Source organism: Mangrovimonas sp. ST2L15 (assembly GCF_001280515.1).
Classification (GTDB): Bacteria; Bacteroidota; Bacteroidia; order Flavobacteriales; family Flavobacteriaceae; genus Mangrovimonas; species Mangrovimonas futianensis.
Window position 1 is genome coordinate 944,761 of sequence record NZ_LBIQ01000030.1, and the last position, 14,826, is coordinate 959,586.

A 14,826-nucleotide genomic window follows, 5' to 3' on the forward strand; every position below is an offset into this window, starting at 1 on the left:
ATCATGTCACAATATATAGACGGTTTCGTTTTTCCACTTCCTCATATTTATCTGGATGAGTACAAAATTTCGGCTGGAAAGATAGCCGAAATTTGGAAAGAGTATGGTGCTCTTGCGTATTTTGAGTTTGTTGGTGATGATTTGGCTTTAGAAGGAACGAAGTCTTTTATTGATGTTGTAGATGTCCAAGAAGATGAGGTAGTTGTATTTGGTTGGGTTGTTTTTCCCTCCAAAATAATACGTGACCAAGCCAATGAAAAAGTCCCATTGGACCCCAGAATGGCAGATCTTGTTGCACCATTGGTATTACCTGGGAAATTGATTTTTGATGCAAGTAGAATGATTTATGGTGGGTTTAAGTCTTTGATCCAATCCTTAGAAGATCATTAAAACAAGCTTGTTATTTGATTTTCCGGAGGATCTTTTTTAGGGCGCTTACCATTAAACCATTAGTGCTTTTTACTAAAGTTAAGTCATTATTGTCCTTTTCATCTAAGGTAACTTGCCCTAAGACTTTCCTCGAGTAGATGGTTTCCAAAGTATTCAAATCGTAAACTTGTAGTATGGTATAGGCTCTATTCTTGCTTTTTCCATAGGGTTTGCCAATTTTAAAACTGCCTATGTCATCTTCAATACTTTTACTTTCAATATTGATCACATAGTCAAAATGGGTTATTTTTTTAAAGTTTTCGAGGCGAAGGGTATCCGGGTTAATTGGTAAATGTGGTAAAGCATAAGGAAGGCTATCGGCAACAACGAGCTGACTTCCTAATTGGTTGTAAAAGAATGTATAGGCTAATTTAGTTTGTTTTTTCTGAATGCTGTAAGGCACATTCGGATCATTAAGTAGCCATTTACCCTCTCTGTAGTCTATTCCGTAAGGTGTGGATTCCAAGTCATGTAAATAGGTAGCCGTATGGCAAGAGGAGACTATCAGTAGGATGAAATATATAAGGTTTATTGACTTTTTCATTTCATTTAAATGATTAAATAAATATATGTTTTTATAGCTAGCAATTAAATAAGTTTCTTAAATCAAAGTTGAAGTTTAATGCCTTTTTCCCTACCACTTAATTCCAGTATTTAATATATAAATTGATTCAATTATCAAGATATTTGGTCTTTTAAGGGTAAATTAAAAATGTGCTATTAAAAGGAAAGCCCAAGAGTTAATACTTGGGCTTTTGAGTTTATTATAATTAGAAATAAATTTTATTTCCAGAAATAGGCATATAGGACCACTAGCACCAACATAACGGCAAAGGCACTAATATTGAATAAAGGAGATGTTTTAAATAACTCTTTATTAAGGTTGATGCCCTTAGGATCATTTTGTCCTTTGTTCTGTAACATACTAATGACAATGATTACGATAGCTGTCAATAAAAAGGTGATTCCCATTTGGTCCATAAACGGAAGGTCAACAAAAATGGAACTGTCAGACCAGCCTTTAGGAGCCACTTTAAAATACATAGCAATAGGAATAGAAACTAAAGCCCCTACTATAGCCGCTTGATTGGTTGTTTTTTTCCAGAATAATCCTAAAATGAACACCGCCAAAATACCAGGACTCACAACTCCCGTATATTCTTGGATAAATTGGAAGGCTTGGTCTATACCACCTAATAATGGTGCCATAATACCTCCAATAACCAAGGCTACTGCGGCAGATATTCTACCAACAGTTACCAAGGAAGTTCCACTGGCATTTTTATTGATATAAGGTTTGTAGATGTCCATTGTGAAAATGGTTGAGGTAGAATTCAACATAGATGCCAAAGATGAAACAATGGCTGCCGCCAAAGCAGCAAACGCTACACCTTTAAGTCCTACAGGTAAGAACTGCAACAACCAAGGATAGGCTTTGTCTGCTTGATCTAATGAAGGAATATTATGTTGAGCCATGGTTCCCAATTTAGCCATGATTTCAGGGTCGTTAACCATTACATAAGCAGCAATACCAGGAATCACAACAATTAATGGGATGATTAATTTAAGGAAGGCTGCCAGTACGATTCCTTTTTGAGATTCTCTCAATGATTTTGCAGCAAGAGTTCTTTGGATGATGTATTGGTTGAATCCCCAGTAATATAAATTGGCAATCCACATTCCACCAATCAAGACCCCAATTCCAGGTAAATCTTTATAATACGGATTGCTTTTATCTAAGATCATGGCAAATCTTTCGGGCGCACGATCAAAAATAGTTTCAAATCCTGCAACAACACCTTCCCCTCCAGATACGGTATTAAGAGCTAGATATGTTGTAACTAGTCCTCCCAAAACTAAGAAGACCACTTGAATTACATCAGTCCAAGCTACAGCTGAAAGACCACCATAAAGCGAATAGGCTGCAGCAAATAAGCCAAGACCTATAACTCCATACATCATAGGGATTCCCATAATAGTCTCAAGCGCCAAAGCTCCTAAATATAGTACAGAAGCTAGGTTTACAAATACGTAAAGGGCTATCCAAAAGATAGCTAAAATGGTTTTTAAGTTGGTAGAATAGCGCTGTTCAACAAATTCAGGAATGGTATAAATTCCTTTTTCAATAAAAATGGGAAGAAAGTATTTTCCAACAATTATTAAGGTCAAGGCGGCCATCCATTCATAGGAAGCTATCGCTAATCCTACGGCAAAACCAGACCCAGACATCCCAATAAACTGTTCCGCAGAGATGTTTGCTGCGATTAGGGAAGCTCCAATAGCCCACCAAGGCAGTGATCGGCCTGCTAAAAAGTAATCTTCGGTACTCTTGGATTCTCCTTTTTTGCGTCTGGAAACCCAAAGGCCTACTCCTAAAATCAGTACGGCGTAGGCGATAAATACTGCGTAATCTAAAAATTCAAAGTGCGTAGTGTTCATCTGTTTTTAATTAATTAAAATGGTTTAGAAAAAGTTTTCCAATGCAATGAACCTAGTGGAAATGGGTAGCTGCCCCAAGTGTTGCATATGTTTTATAATTTGTAAATGTATGTTATTGTAATTAATTGATAAAATATCATGAGGCATTATTGTTAAAAAATAGAGGATTTTAGCACTTTAGTTATTGGGAATTTCAAATGTAGATTTTATTAAACCAGTTTTAATACTCAAAGTTCATAGGAAATCTCGATTTTGTTTTAAAAGCATTTCTTACCAGGAGGTAAATAGTGGAAGTTTGAAATTGTTTTATTTAATATTTAGAAGTATATTTGTTATTCAATTGGTTGACGAAAATATTCCAATATAAAGAAGTTGTGTTGTTTATCCCGTCTAAGATGGGGTAAAAGGTTGGAGAGTTTGTAATGAGCTCAACGCCAATGGAAAGCTTTCCTTTTCTTCTCTTAGAGAGAATTGGGATGCTTTTTTGTTTTCGGCCTCATAGTTCAAGGGATAGAATAAAAGTTTCCTAAACTTTAGATCCAGGTTCGAGTCCTGGTGGGGCTACTAAATCTTTTATGCGCCCCAAATAAATGCTCCAAATACTCCTTGAAGAAGAAGAGAATATAGAAAGAATAGGTAAGCAAGTTTTCTTGATGTTATACATCATAGGTATGGCAACTTTCCTAAGTGTTCGATTTTTCCGTTTTTTGGAAATGGCCTATGTGGAGTATATTGACAAAAAGCTGTTTTATACGCATTTAAATGTAGGATTAAAAAAGCTTCAACCGCACCAACAAGTCATTCTAAAACGAAAATTCAGGTTTTATCAATACCTAACCCCAAAACAACAAAGCTTTTTTGAGCATCGAGTGGCTCGATTCTTAAGAGAAAAGGAATTTGTAGGTAAGGGGCTTGCGGTGACAGACGAAATGCAGGTTCTTGTGGCGGCAACTGCAGTAAAAATGATGTTCGGGTTAAGGGATTACAGGTTGCAAATCATCCAAACCATTTTTATATATCCTGAGGCTTATTACTCTAGACTTAATGACGCTTACCATAAGGGGGAATTTAATCCACAAAAGAACTTGTTAGTTTTCTCCTGGGAAGATTTTAAGGATGGATATCAAATTGATGACGACAACATTAATTTGGCTATTCATGAAATAGTACATGCAATACATTTTAATTTTTTAAGCCGAAGAGGCAAAAGTGCCAGTGCAGGTATTTTTCTGAATTCACATGCAGAATTGGTTTCTTATTTGAATAACCACCCAAAGGTGCTGGAAGAAATGCAGAGTTCTGGTTATTTTAGGGCTTACGGTTTTACTAATGACTTCGAACTTTTAGCAGTAATAATGGAAAATTTTATTGAAACTCCAGAGATGTTTAAAAGGGAATTTCCACATATTTACCGTTTGGTAAAGCAGATGTTAAACTTTCATTTTAAGGGGTATTAACTGACCGATGTCATAATTTTTATGGGTTGTAAATCTTAAATTTAATTAGATAATTTATTAAAGTTTTCCTCATGAAAAGATTGGTTCCTGTTTCAGAAATAATGAGTAAGGAGGTTATTGCCATTACTCAGGATGATGGCCTTGATGTGGCTGAACATTTATTTAAAAAACATCATATAAGACATATTCCAGTAGTTAAAGGTAAGCGAATCGTTGGGATGTTGAGTCTCACAGATCTCTTAAGAATTAGCTTTGCAGATGAGGTAGAAGATGAGGAAGAAGTGGAAACTATTGTCTATAATATGTTCACCATTGATCAAGTTATGACTAAAAATTTGATAAGTGTAAGCCCAGATAGTACCATAAAGGAGGTTGCTGAAATTTTAGCTTCCAAAGAATTTCATGCCTTACCAGTGGTATTTAATGATGATTTAGTGGGAATAGTGACTACTACAGACTTGATCAAGTACTTATTAAAGCAGTATTAGGTGTGCAAAATACTTAAATTCAGTATTTTGAGGCTCCAATTAAAGACGATAATTACAACCCTAATTGCAAGAAAAATGCATTTCAACGAATAAATGTGCTTTTTATCGTTATTTTTTTGGTATCGATAGTGACTGAATCTATATTTACTATTCCTTCTTAAGACCCCAAATTGACGATTCAATACAACTTATTAAGGAACTAATTAATCCATTAATCATGACCTTGCGTCATGCTCCCTCAATTGAAATAGAAATTCCCCCTAATATAGAATTTTTATTTTGCAATAATTAATCCATGTATCCCTCAATTAAGGTTCTGTTTCAGAACGAAACGTACCTGTATTTGTATTTAAAATTGTTTAATTATAAAATTGAGATAGCATGAAATCCCTAACATTAACTTTACTAGCTGCTTTATTCTGTGTTGCATTGACTAAAGCTGAATTAGACCCCAACAAAAAATTGAAAAAAGAAACTCAAGAAACTGTTTCTAAATCAGATCAGTTTGCCTATAACTTTGAAGTCAATAGGCACGTAAGGAAAGATAAAATTCCAGCCGGAGCAGAATAATACTATAAAAAAAGCCTTTCAATGCGAAAGGCTTTTTTATTTATTGAATCTTACCTTAATTATTTTAAATTTGAGATATATCAAATTTAGATTCTTTGCTTAAAAAAGTTTTATTCATACTTTTTCTTTTTGCCACCGGTAATATATTGTCTCAAACTATCATTAGGGATAGTGCCCTGTATTATCATGAATTATCAAAAGATAGAACGCTAAGTCTTAACGAGAGAATAGAACAATCCAAAAAGGCTGTTAAATTTTCTTCCCAAACAGGCTTTGATTCGCTTCAACTTAAGACAAGCAGGAATTTGGCCTATTTATATTTGTTGAAACGCGACTATGATTCTCTTAGAATCTGGAATCACGCAAACCTTAAATTGGCTGAGAAGTTGGATGATTCTAGTTCCATAGCCATGACCTGTTATTATCTTGGGTATTATCATCGTGCTACCATGTCAAACGACAGTGCCTATTTTTATTATTATAAAGCATCCAAATTATTTAATTCCTTGAATGATTTAAGAAATGAAGGAGAGGTTCTTTATAATATGGCTAATATTCAATTTGATGAAAAGGATTATCTAGGTGCTGAAAGTAATGCTATCATGTCTTTAAGATTGATTCAGTCCCTTCCCAAGACAGAGAACAATCTTGATACGCTTTGGTCTATTTTTAATTTGCTCGGAATTATTTCAGATCAACAGGGTCTTTATGACCAAGCTATTGAGTATTATGAAGAAGGGATGACTTATAGTTCTCAAATTGAAGATCATTTGCTGTATGATTTACATTCATTCAGCAATATTGCTTTGATCTATAAGGAACAAAAAAACTATGAAGAAGCTTTAAAAATTTATGATAGGTTGTTGCAAAATAAGGAGGAACTCATGGAAGATCCAGGAAATTATGCAACGATATTAAGCGAATTTGCAGCTGTAAAATATTATTCAGGTAACTATAAAAATGAAAACATTAGCTCTCTTTTTGGTCAAGCTTATCATTTAGCTGATAGTTTAAATGAAGGGTTGTCCATAATGTGGGTCAGTTTGTATGCTTCTGAATATTATCTGGAAGAACATAAAAAGGATTCTGCCTTAATTTATGCTAACCGAGCGTTTAATTTAGGTAAGGAAACGAATTCAAATGATGTTATTTTAAGATCCCTTCTTTTAAAATCACAACTGGAGGATGAAGATAAAGCTAAATCCTATCTTCGGGATTACATTACTTTAAGTGACAGTTTGCAGGTTAGGGAACGGGCTACTCGAAATAAGTTTGCCCGTATAGCTTATGAAACCGATAACCTAAAGGAGCGTAATAAGCAAATTGCAAGAGAGCGTATGTATTTGCTTATTTTTTCGGGCGCTTTAATGTTAACATTTTTGCTTATTTATGTTATTGTCAATCAGCGCAATAAAAACAAGGAGCTCCAGTTTGTACAAAAACAACAAAAGGCGAATGAAGAGATCTATAATTTGATGCTTTCCCAACAAGACAAAATTGATGAAGCTAGAGTATTAGAAAAAAAACGTATATCACAGGAATTGCATGATGGCGTTTTGGGAAGACTCTTTGGAACGAGATTGACACTAGATAGTTTGAATATGATGTCTAATGAAGAGGCTGTAGAAACACGTGGTAAGTATATTCATTCTTTAAAAGAAATAGAAGAGGATATCCGGAAAGTGTCCCATGAATTAAACACAGATTTTGTGGCAGGTTCGGGTTATTTTGATATCATAAAAACGCTAGTTGAAACTCAGACAGAGGCCTATGGTCTTAAGTTTGAACTTTACAATGATAGTAGTATTGATTGGGACGATGTATCTAATAAGACTAAAATACATATATATAGAATTGTTCAAGAATCCCTTCAAAACATATATAAACATGCCCAAGCAATCAAGGTTGAAATTAGTTTTAAAGCTAAAAAAGATGTAATTTGTCTTGAAATTTCTGATGATGGTTTAGGGTTTGATGTTGAAAAATCCAGAAAAGGAATTGGACTTAAAAATATGACCTCTCGAGTTAAAGAAATAGATGGAGAGTTTCATGTAGAGTCACAGCCAGGAGCAGGCACTACCTTAACTATTTTAACCCCTATTTAAATTTAATTATGCAAGAAAAAGTAACCATTCGAATTTTAATGACCGATGACCATCCCATCATTATAGAAGGTTACCAAATGACCCTTAAAGCAACCAAAAAGGAACATCAAACTTTAATTATTGATATTGCCAATAGTTGTGATGAGTCATTGAAATATATGAACGAGGCTTACGAATCCAATAAACCTTATGATGTTTTGTTTATGGATATTAGTTTGCCACCCTCAAAAGATGGTAAATATACTTCAGGAGAGGATTTGGCTCGTCACGCCCGAAAAATAATGCCTCAATCAAAATTAGTCATTCTCACCATGTTTAATGAACCATATCGGGTTCATAACATTATTAAAACCATAAACCCTGAAGGATTTTTAATTAAAAGTGACTTAACGTCCAGTGAATTGGCAAGTGCTTTTCAGGCAATCATTAACAATCCCCCATTCTATAGTGGTACGGTTAATAGTATTTTAAGAAAGTCGATTTCAAATGACTTAGGTATTGATGATACCAATAGAAAAATACTTCATTTATTAGCCCAAGGGGTAAAGACTAAAAGTCTAGTGGAGCACATAAGTCTGTCCATGAGTGCTATAGAGAAAAGAAAGAAACATCTCAAGGAGTTGTTTGATGTGGTTGATGGAAATGATGAGGCCCTTTTGGAAGAGGCCAAAAAGAAAGGTTTCGTTTAGTTAAATGGCTGTTTTTTAGTTCTTTATTGTTTTATTTACGGTTTTTACCGTAACAAGTTTGTGGTTAAACCGTAACACATTGTTTAAAGGAAGACTTATATTTGAATATCAACAACAACTTAATTAATCCCTCACAAGATTTGTTGATAATAGCATTTACACTAACCTTGTGACCTTTTTTAGAAGGTCATAAGGTTTCTTCAAAGCTCAATTAATTCGAAACCTTTTTTGCCTCCTCTTCAGTATTTTTAAAAATACTGATGTGCCATTTAGAACGAAAATATCTCAGAACTGTGCTGAATGAGTATTTTTATAAACAAGCCTAGATAAATCATGGCTACTAGAAACTTGATAAAAGTTCCCGTTAAAAAACCCAGAAAGGAACCAAAAGCTGCCTTGACTGCTGTTTGATGGTCTGCCCTGTTGATTAATTCTCCCACAAATGCTCCCAAAAACGGCCAAATGATAATACCGAAGATTCCAAAAATGGGAAAGAATATAGCAACCACCAAGCCAACCGTAGTACCGATGACACCTTTTTTACTTCCACCAAATCTTTTGGTTCCCATAACCGGTATGGTGTAGTCTAAAACGACAATTACTAAGGCAATGACCAAGGTGACTCCCAAAACCCACCAATTATTAGTCACAGCTTTAGTTAAATATAAAAGCAGTAAACCAACCCAACTTAAAGGAGGGCCAGGTAAAACAGGGAGGAAGCTTCCTAAAATACCAACTAGCATAAAAACGAAACCAAAAACAACTAAGAGAATGTCCATAAAATTTTATTTGTTAGACTAAGATATTGAAACATTGTTACATTTATAACTAAAAAAATAGTTTAAACTAAAAATTTAGTTATATTTGTATTGAACTAAAACTTTAGTTGAATAAATAGACCATAATTATGATTGATAAAATGAAACCTTTAACTAAAGCAGAAGAAGAGATTATGCAGGTACTTTGGCAATTGGGAAAGGCTAATGTAAAACAAGTTATAGCGGAACTCCCCAAGCCAAAACCGGCTTATAATACCGTGTCAACCATTGTGCGAATTTTGGAAAGCAAGGGGTTTGTAGATTACGAAAAGCAAGGGAAGGGTCATATCTATTTTCCTTTGATTAAGAAACAGGATTATAGCAATCAATCCTTGACGACCTTAATGGACAATTACTTTCAGGGTTCCTTTAAAAGTATGGTTTCTTTTTTTATGAAGAAAAACGATATCAGTTTAAATGAATTGGAAGCAGTTTTAAAAGAAATCGATAAAGAAGAGAAATGATGATACACTATCTTATACAACTATTAGCTTACCAACTCCTTTTCCTTTTGGTTTATGATTTATTTCTTAAGAAGGAAACCTTTTTCAATTGGAATCGGGTTTATTTATTGGTCACTTCTGCCTTATCATTTGTAATCCCATTAATAAAAATCGAAAGCTTTAAAGAGGTAGTTCCCCAAACTTATATTTGGTCCCTTCCAAAATTGAATATCGATACTCAAGGACCTATCATCTTGGATGAAGTGATATTGCAAGGAACAACCAATAATGTTAATCCACTTTGGTATTTGTATGCCATCTTGATTTTGGGAGGTGTTCTATCGCTTCTATATTTTCTTTATCGGATTTATACGATTTCACGACTTATCAAGACCCATAAAATGGATAAGGGGACGGTGTATCATGTTGTGGAAATTCCTAACAGCACTACAGCATTTTCATTTTTCAATTTTGTGTTTTTAGGCGCCAATATTCATGAAACCGAACGAGGAGCGATTGTTGATCATGAAAAGGTTCATGTGGTGCAACGGCATACCTATGATTTAATCTTTTTTGAGTTACTACGTATCCCATTGTGGTTTAATCCCCTCATATATATGTATCAAAGCCGCATGTCTGATTTGCACGAATTTATCGCCGATCAACAAGCTGTCAAACAAAATAAAAAACAATACTATCAAAATCTGTTGTCACAAGTTTTTGAAACTCAAAACGTGTCCTTCATCAACACTTTTTTTAAAAAATCATTAATCAAAAAACGACTAGTTATGTTACAAAAATCGAAATCAAACCAAATTCAATTATTTAAATACGCTCTTTTAATTCCGGTAGTTATGGGAATGTTAATTTACTCATCATGTGCTGACGATTCAAACTCAGTAGCTGACAATGAATTGAATTTAGATCAGTATTCTTATACTTTGAAGAAGGGTGAAAGTCTTACGGGAGACAAGCAGGTCATTCACGACCGCTATGAGGCTTTTTTAAATTCACATCCAGATTATGTCGCTTGGGGTGTCATTAGTGCTAATGAGGATCAAATTTCTTACAGTGTGCATCATAAGGATGAAAGTCTTCCTGAAGGCTTTACAAAAACAAAAGTCAGTTCTTCTGAAGGCGAATATACCATGTATATGAATTTTCCTAGTGGAGAAACAACTACTTCAGCTGATTTGTTGCATAAAATAAATGCCGTAAAGGAACAAATCGAAATTGAAGGAAACATTTCTGAGGATGAAGAGAAAGGCATTCAGCTTTTATTTAAAATGTTAACGTTAGATACGAGTCCAAATGAAAAGTTGATAGGAGAAGTTCAGACTTATATGAATGCCTCAAATAAAAGCGAATTACACCAACGAATTACTGATTTATTTGAAGCTATTCAGGTAAAAGGTGATATGACTATTGAAGAAGATCTAGCTTTAAAAACATTACTGACTTTGGTTTCTGAAGAAGGCTTAAATGGTCCATTTTATGAAGAAATCAAGGATCGTATTGAGATTCCCTTTGCCATTTTAGACAAGGTTCCTGCCTTTCCAAATAGTGGTCCCTTTGATTCAGAGGAAGCAAAAAAGAAGGCCTTTAGCCAAGAGATTAGTCGTTTTGTGGCAATGAATTTCAATACCAATTTAGCAAATGGTTTGGGATTATCTGGGGTTCAAAAGATTTCAGTATTTTTTAAAATAGGTATAGATGGAAATATTAAAGAAGTCAAGGCTAGAGCGCCGAAACCTGAGCTTGAAACTGAGGCTATAAGAGTCGTTAAAATGCTGCCTACTTTTATCCCAGGAGAGCACCAAGGTAAAAAAGTAACCGTGCCCTATTATTTACCTATAAAATTTCAAGTCAGTCAATAACAATAAACAGTAAGGGCTCAAAATTTTCTTTTCATTGAATTTAAAATCCGAAGATTCTCTTCGGATTTTTTTGTTTCTTGATAAGATGGCTTTGAATAATAAAAAAATCGTACTTTTCGGTGTCATAACAACACATGAAAGGTATCGCTTTTGTTTTTGGGCTGTTGTTGCTAATTTCTTGCGACGATTTAAAAGTGAAAAAAACATCTTCTGAAGCCATTTTAAATGAAGAACTCAAAACATTTAATTGGAACGAAGTAGATGCCTATCCCTCTTTTTCGGTATGTGATGAATCCTTAAATCAAAATCAACGTAAGGAGTGTTTTCAAACTACTTTGACTAAGCTTATTACCAGAAAGCTTACTTCTGAAAATGTAGTGGTAACAAGAGATGTAAGGGATACCATTTTATTGAAATTCCAAATTTCAAAAGATGGCCTTCTCAATCTACTTTCGGTAGAAGCCGATTCTTTAACTTATAAGGAAATCCCCAATTTAAATGGGTTACTTCGAGTAGGCCTGGATTCCCTTCCTGAGGTTTATCCGGCACTAAAACGCGGACAACAGGTCACTACAGAATTTGTACTTCCTGTGGTGGTTATGGTAGATTAAAATTCCATTTTCAATCCAGCAGCAAAATCCACAGGGAAATCGGCGTAATTGTCTATTAAAACGGCATAGATGTGGTGGTAGTCCAAAATCAATGATATTTTTTTGAATAGTCTAATATCTGCCCCCAGTCCTAAAATAAAAGGAGCGTCTAGCCCAGATGAAGATTCTGTAAATTCCATCCCGTTTTCATCTATTTGGGTGATACGGGCAAAATTAAAGGTGGCCGCTTTTAAATTAGCATACATATCAAAGCCATTAAAATTCAAGAATTTGAATTTGTATCCCAAGGATAGTTGGGTTAATTGATGTTTAAATTTGTTGGTGTCTGGCTCGTATCTTAAGTTAAAGAAGATTGAATGCCTAGGAAGTTTTTTCTTGTTGAACAACTCTATTTCTGCACCAAAAAATGCCGTGGTTTCATCCGTTGGATTTTCAACAAATGGATGATTGGTCATACCTCCAAATAAGGCTAATGAAGTCCCTAGTTTAGTTCTTTCCTTAGCATTAAAATTGGGATCCACGCTTTTGTTGTAATCATTTAAAAATTCTCGTAAATCAAAAAGGGTGAAGTTAACTTTATCTACCTTTTTCATTGGTGCTGAAGTCAGTGATTGCAGTGCGGTTTTATATTGCTCTTGATACCGTTTGTCTTCCCCTCTGGTATTTAAAAGCTCTACTATGTCACCGCTTTCCGTCTTGATGAAATATCTGAATTTTTTGTCTGAAACATTCCAGAGTAAGTCCAATTTTCCTTCTACTTCCGTTTCAAGTGTAAGGGTTTCATTGTCAATTTGGTAATCGGTTTGAGCAAAAAATGTAAAGCAGGTGAAAAAGAGTAGGGCGGCTATTAAAGGGTGTCTCATGAGAAAAACTTTTCTAGGGTAAATCTAATAAAAAAAGATAGATTTCCTATTGACCTAATTTTTGAAGGCTCTATCCTTCCAAACATATTGTTTTCTGAGGGAAAAGATAGCCATTGCTGAGCAATAAAACGGATAAATCAAAGTGCTAAAAACAAAGGATTTTAAGAGATGTTCTTGGGATGTGAACCTTGTCATCTTATAAAGAAATAAAAAGTCAATTGCTGATTTTAAGAAGAATAATTTTATAAAAGTGACTAAGGGAATTAAACCAAATATGGAAAGAAAAATACCAGTAACCATAACCATGTTTGTTGCGAAAACTAGTAAGGCAAGCCCTTTTCCAAATGCACTTCCGTAATGACCAGTTTTGGAAGCCCATCTAATCCTTTGGTTTTTGAGGGCTTTAAAGTTTGCCGTTGGTTGCGTCTTCACTAGGGCATGTTCTGATTTTAAAAAATGAACTTCGTTCGGATATTTTTCTCCTGCTTGCTGAAGCAAAAAAACATCATCTCCACTTGCAAGATGATCATGGTTTTCAAAACCGTTAAGAATTTTAAAGAGTGATTTTTTGTAAGCCAAATTAGCTCCATTACACATAAAGGGTTTCTTCATTCCAAAACTGCCAATGGTAGTGCCAATTAAACTTAAAAAGTCCAAGGTTTGAAATTTGTGGAAAAAGGAAGATTTATTAAAGTAGGTGACCGGGCCAGCAATCAGAACAGACTTGTTTTTTTGTATAAACCCATCAAAACTGCTCAGCCAATATTTAGGGAGTTTACAATCGGCATCGGTAGTAATGATCCAAGGATGTTTGGCTTGGACGATAGCTGTATTGATGGCATCTTTTTTTGGGGAATGTGACTTTCTGTTGTTTTTTAGAATGGAATATTCAAAAGCATGTGTTTTCTTAAAATGTTCTATAACCATTACCGAGGTGTCTGTAGATTCATCGTCTACAAAAAGCACTTCAAACATAAGCTTTGGATAATCTAGTTGAGAAAGGGATTCCAAAAGAACGGGTAGGTTTTCTGCTTCGTTCCTAAAGGGAATAATTATGGAAAATGAGGTGGTTTCCTTGATGTCTTCTAAATGGAATTTTTCCACTTTTTCAAAACCAGCAATAAGCCGCCCTATGACAATAAGATACACGATGGTGACGATGGAAAAAACCAATATTATCATGCGGAAACTGGGTCTGGGAATTTAAATTTCAAAACAAAATAACTTCCTAAAATGGCTGGAAGGGCCCAATTGAGTATCCACATGGAGGTAGTGACACCAAGAATGGTTAGTTCGTTGACGCCTGCATAACTGAACAAGTAAATCCCTATGCTTCCTTTTATGACTAAATCCAAAATAAAAACCGTTGGTACCAAAGAAGCTAAAAGATACATACTGCTTACAATTATCATACTATCAAAATATGAAAGTTGGACACCTGCCAAATTCAGAAGAACAAAAAATTGAAAGGAAAAAACTAAGTATCTTAAAAGTGAAAGAGTCCAAATTTTTACATAAACCTTGATAGAAATAGCTTTGTAGAATCTAAATAAGCTATTAACGGCATAGCCCTTAACATATAAATCCTTTTGACTTAACTTTTTTATAATAAATGTGATCCCTAGCAAGCAAGCCAATATAAAGATGGTCGAGAAAAGTAATGTGTTTTGAGGGTTGTATTGTCTGACGAAAATCAAAAGTCCAAAGATTCCAAAAATTATGGTTGCTCCCAATTGTGATAGGTTCCCCAGTAATTTTAATAATACGATTTTCTTTCTTTCACTTGGCGCAAAATACAGGGCATTAACGCCGTATTCTGCTATTTTATTGGGTGTGAAAATAGAAGCTGTAAGTGACGCTAGGGATTGCTCTAAGGCCTCCAAGAAGGTGATCTTAATTAGGGGTTTGACCAAAATTTTCCACTTTGAAACTTCCAAGAACCAATTGAGAGAACTCAAAAGAATTAAGAACCCCATGTTTTTTATAGAATAAAGTTTTGTTTGACTTATGAAGCTATTGAGATCTTTGGTTTTGAGG

15 protein-coding genes and 1 tRNA gene are annotated in these 14,826 nt (G+C 34.5%); 10 read left to right on the forward strand and 6 right to left on the reverse strand.

Features of this window, described 5'->3' with window-relative positions:
* The first annotated feature begins 3 nt into the window (after nt 1-3).
* Complete coding sequence (locus ZA07_RS08065; protein WP_053971195.1) at nt 4-390, forward strand: DUF1428 domain-containing protein; 387 nt, start codon at nt 4-6, stop codon at nt 388-390.
* A gap of 10 nt (nt 391-400) precedes the next feature.
* On the opposite strand, the gene ZA07_RS08070 is transcribed toward ZA07_RS08065, so the two are convergent.
* Both ZA07_RS08070 and ZA07_RS08075 read right to left on the reverse strand, forming a co-directional pair.
* Nucleotides 401-973 (reverse strand): hypothetical protein, encoded by a 573-nt coding sequence (locus tag ZA07_RS08070; RefSeq protein ID WP_157492096.1) that lies wholly within the window; start codon nt 971-973, stop codon nt 401-403.
* 239 nt (nt 974-1,212) lie between these two features.
* Nucleotides 1,213-2,868: a sodium/sugar symporter gene (locus ZA07_RS08075; RefSeq protein WP_053971197.1), complete on the reverse strand. Its 1,656-nt coding sequence runs from the start codon at nt 2,866-2,868 to the stop codon at nt 1,213-1,215.
* A 492-nt stretch (nt 2,869-3,360) separates the two neighbouring features.
* Between ZA07_RS08075 and ZA07_RS08080 the strand changes: the two genes are divergently transcribed.
* The 6 genes from ZA07_RS08080 to ZA07_RS08105 all read left to right on the forward strand — a co-directional run bounded on the left by ZA07_RS08080 (nt 3,361) and on the right by ZA07_RS08105 (nt 8,177).
* Nucleotides 3,361-3,432, forward strand: a tRNA-Arg gene (locus ZA07_RS08080).
* A 26-nt stretch (nt 3,433-3,458) separates the two neighbouring features.
* On the forward strand, nt 3,459-4,325 hold the full coding sequence (locus tag ZA07_RS08085) for a zinc-dependent peptidase (RefSeq protein ID WP_053971198.1): 867 nt from the start codon (nt 3,459-3,461) through the stop codon (nt 4,323-4,325).
* A 71-nt stretch (nt 4,326-4,396) separates the two neighbouring features.
* A complete protein-coding gene (locus ZA07_RS08090) occupies nt 4,397-4,813 on the forward strand; it encodes an HPP family protein (RefSeq protein WP_053971199.1) in 417 nt (138 codons plus the stop codon).
* Between the two features lie 381 nt (nt 4,814-5,194).
* Nucleotides 5,195-5,383, forward strand: a complete 189-nt coding sequence (locus tag ZA07_RS08095) for a hypothetical protein (protein ID WP_053971200.1) — start codon at nt 5,195-5,197, stop codon at nt 5,381-5,383.
* Nucleotides 5,384-5,478: 95 nt separating this feature from the next.
* A complete protein-coding gene (locus tag ZA07_RS08100) occupies nt 5,479-7,488 on the forward strand; it encodes a sensor histidine kinase (protein ID WP_231628655.1) in 2,010 nt (669 codons plus the stop codon).
* Between the two features lie 8 nt (nt 7,489-7,496).
* A complete protein-coding gene (locus ZA07_RS08105; protein WP_053971201.1) occupies nt 7,497-8,177 on the forward strand; it encodes a response regulator transcription factor in 681 nt (226 codons plus the stop codon).
* A gap of 269 nt (nt 8,178-8,446) precedes the next feature.
* Here ZA07_RS08105 and ZA07_RS08110 read toward each other — a convergent pair whose 3' ends face one another.
* Nucleotides 8,447-8,956 carry a DUF456 domain-containing protein gene (locus ZA07_RS08110; RefSeq protein WP_053971202.1) on the reverse strand — a complete coding sequence of 170 codons (510 nt, stop codon included), beginning with the start codon at nt 8,954-8,956 and terminating at the stop codon, nt 8,447-8,449.
* A 140-nt stretch (nt 8,957-9,096) separates the two neighbouring features.
* Here ZA07_RS08110 and ZA07_RS08115 point away from each other — a divergent pair, with 140 nt between their 5' ends.
* The 3 genes from ZA07_RS08115 (at nt 9,097) to ZA07_RS08125 (ending at nt 11,926) form a co-directional block, all read left to right on the forward strand.
* Complete coding sequence (locus ZA07_RS08115; protein WP_053972093.1) at nt 9,097-9,459, forward strand: BlaI/MecI/CopY family transcriptional regulator; 363 nt, start codon at nt 9,097-9,099, stop codon at nt 9,457-9,459.
* The gene (locus ZA07_RS08120) at nt 9,456-11,315 is read left to right on the forward strand and encodes a M56 family metallopeptidase (RefSeq protein WP_053971203.1); all 1,860 of its coding nucleotides are present in this window, start codon (nt 9,456-9,458) and stop codon (nt 11,313-11,315) included. The genes ZA07_RS08115 and ZA07_RS08120 overlap by 4 nt, the downstream gene beginning before the upstream one ends.
* A gap of 194 nt (nt 11,316-11,509) precedes the next feature.
* The gene (locus tag ZA07_RS08125; RefSeq protein WP_231628656.1) at nt 11,510-11,926 is read left to right on the forward strand and encodes a hypothetical protein; all 417 of its coding nucleotides are present in this window, start codon (nt 11,510-11,512) and stop codon (nt 11,924-11,926) included.
* Here the strand turns inward: ZA07_RS08125 and ZA07_RS08130 are convergent.
* The 3 genes from ZA07_RS08130 to ZA07_RS08140 are packed head-to-tail and all read right to left on the reverse strand — an operon-like array spanning nt 11,923 to nt 14,765.
* Nucleotides 11,923-12,789 (reverse strand): hypothetical protein, encoded by an 867-nt coding sequence (locus ZA07_RS08130; protein ID WP_053971205.1) that lies wholly within the window; start codon nt 12,787-12,789, stop codon nt 11,923-11,925. The two genes, ZA07_RS08125 and ZA07_RS08130, sit on opposite strands and share 4 nt — an antisense overlap.
* Before the next feature lie 54 nt (nt 12,790-12,843).
* Nucleotides 12,844-13,971 carry a glycosyltransferase gene (locus ZA07_RS08135; protein ID WP_053971206.1) on the reverse strand — a complete coding sequence of 376 codons (1,128 nt, stop codon included), beginning with the start codon at nt 13,969-13,971 and terminating at the stop codon, nt 12,844-12,846.
* Nucleotides 13,968-14,765: a hypothetical protein gene (locus tag ZA07_RS08140; protein WP_231628657.1), complete on the reverse strand. Its 798-nt coding sequence runs from the start codon at nt 14,763-14,765 to the stop codon at nt 13,968-13,970. Before ZA07_RS08140 ends, ZA07_RS08135 begins: the two co-directional genes overlap by 4 nt.
* Between the last annotated feature and the right edge of the window lie 61 nt (nt 14,766-14,826).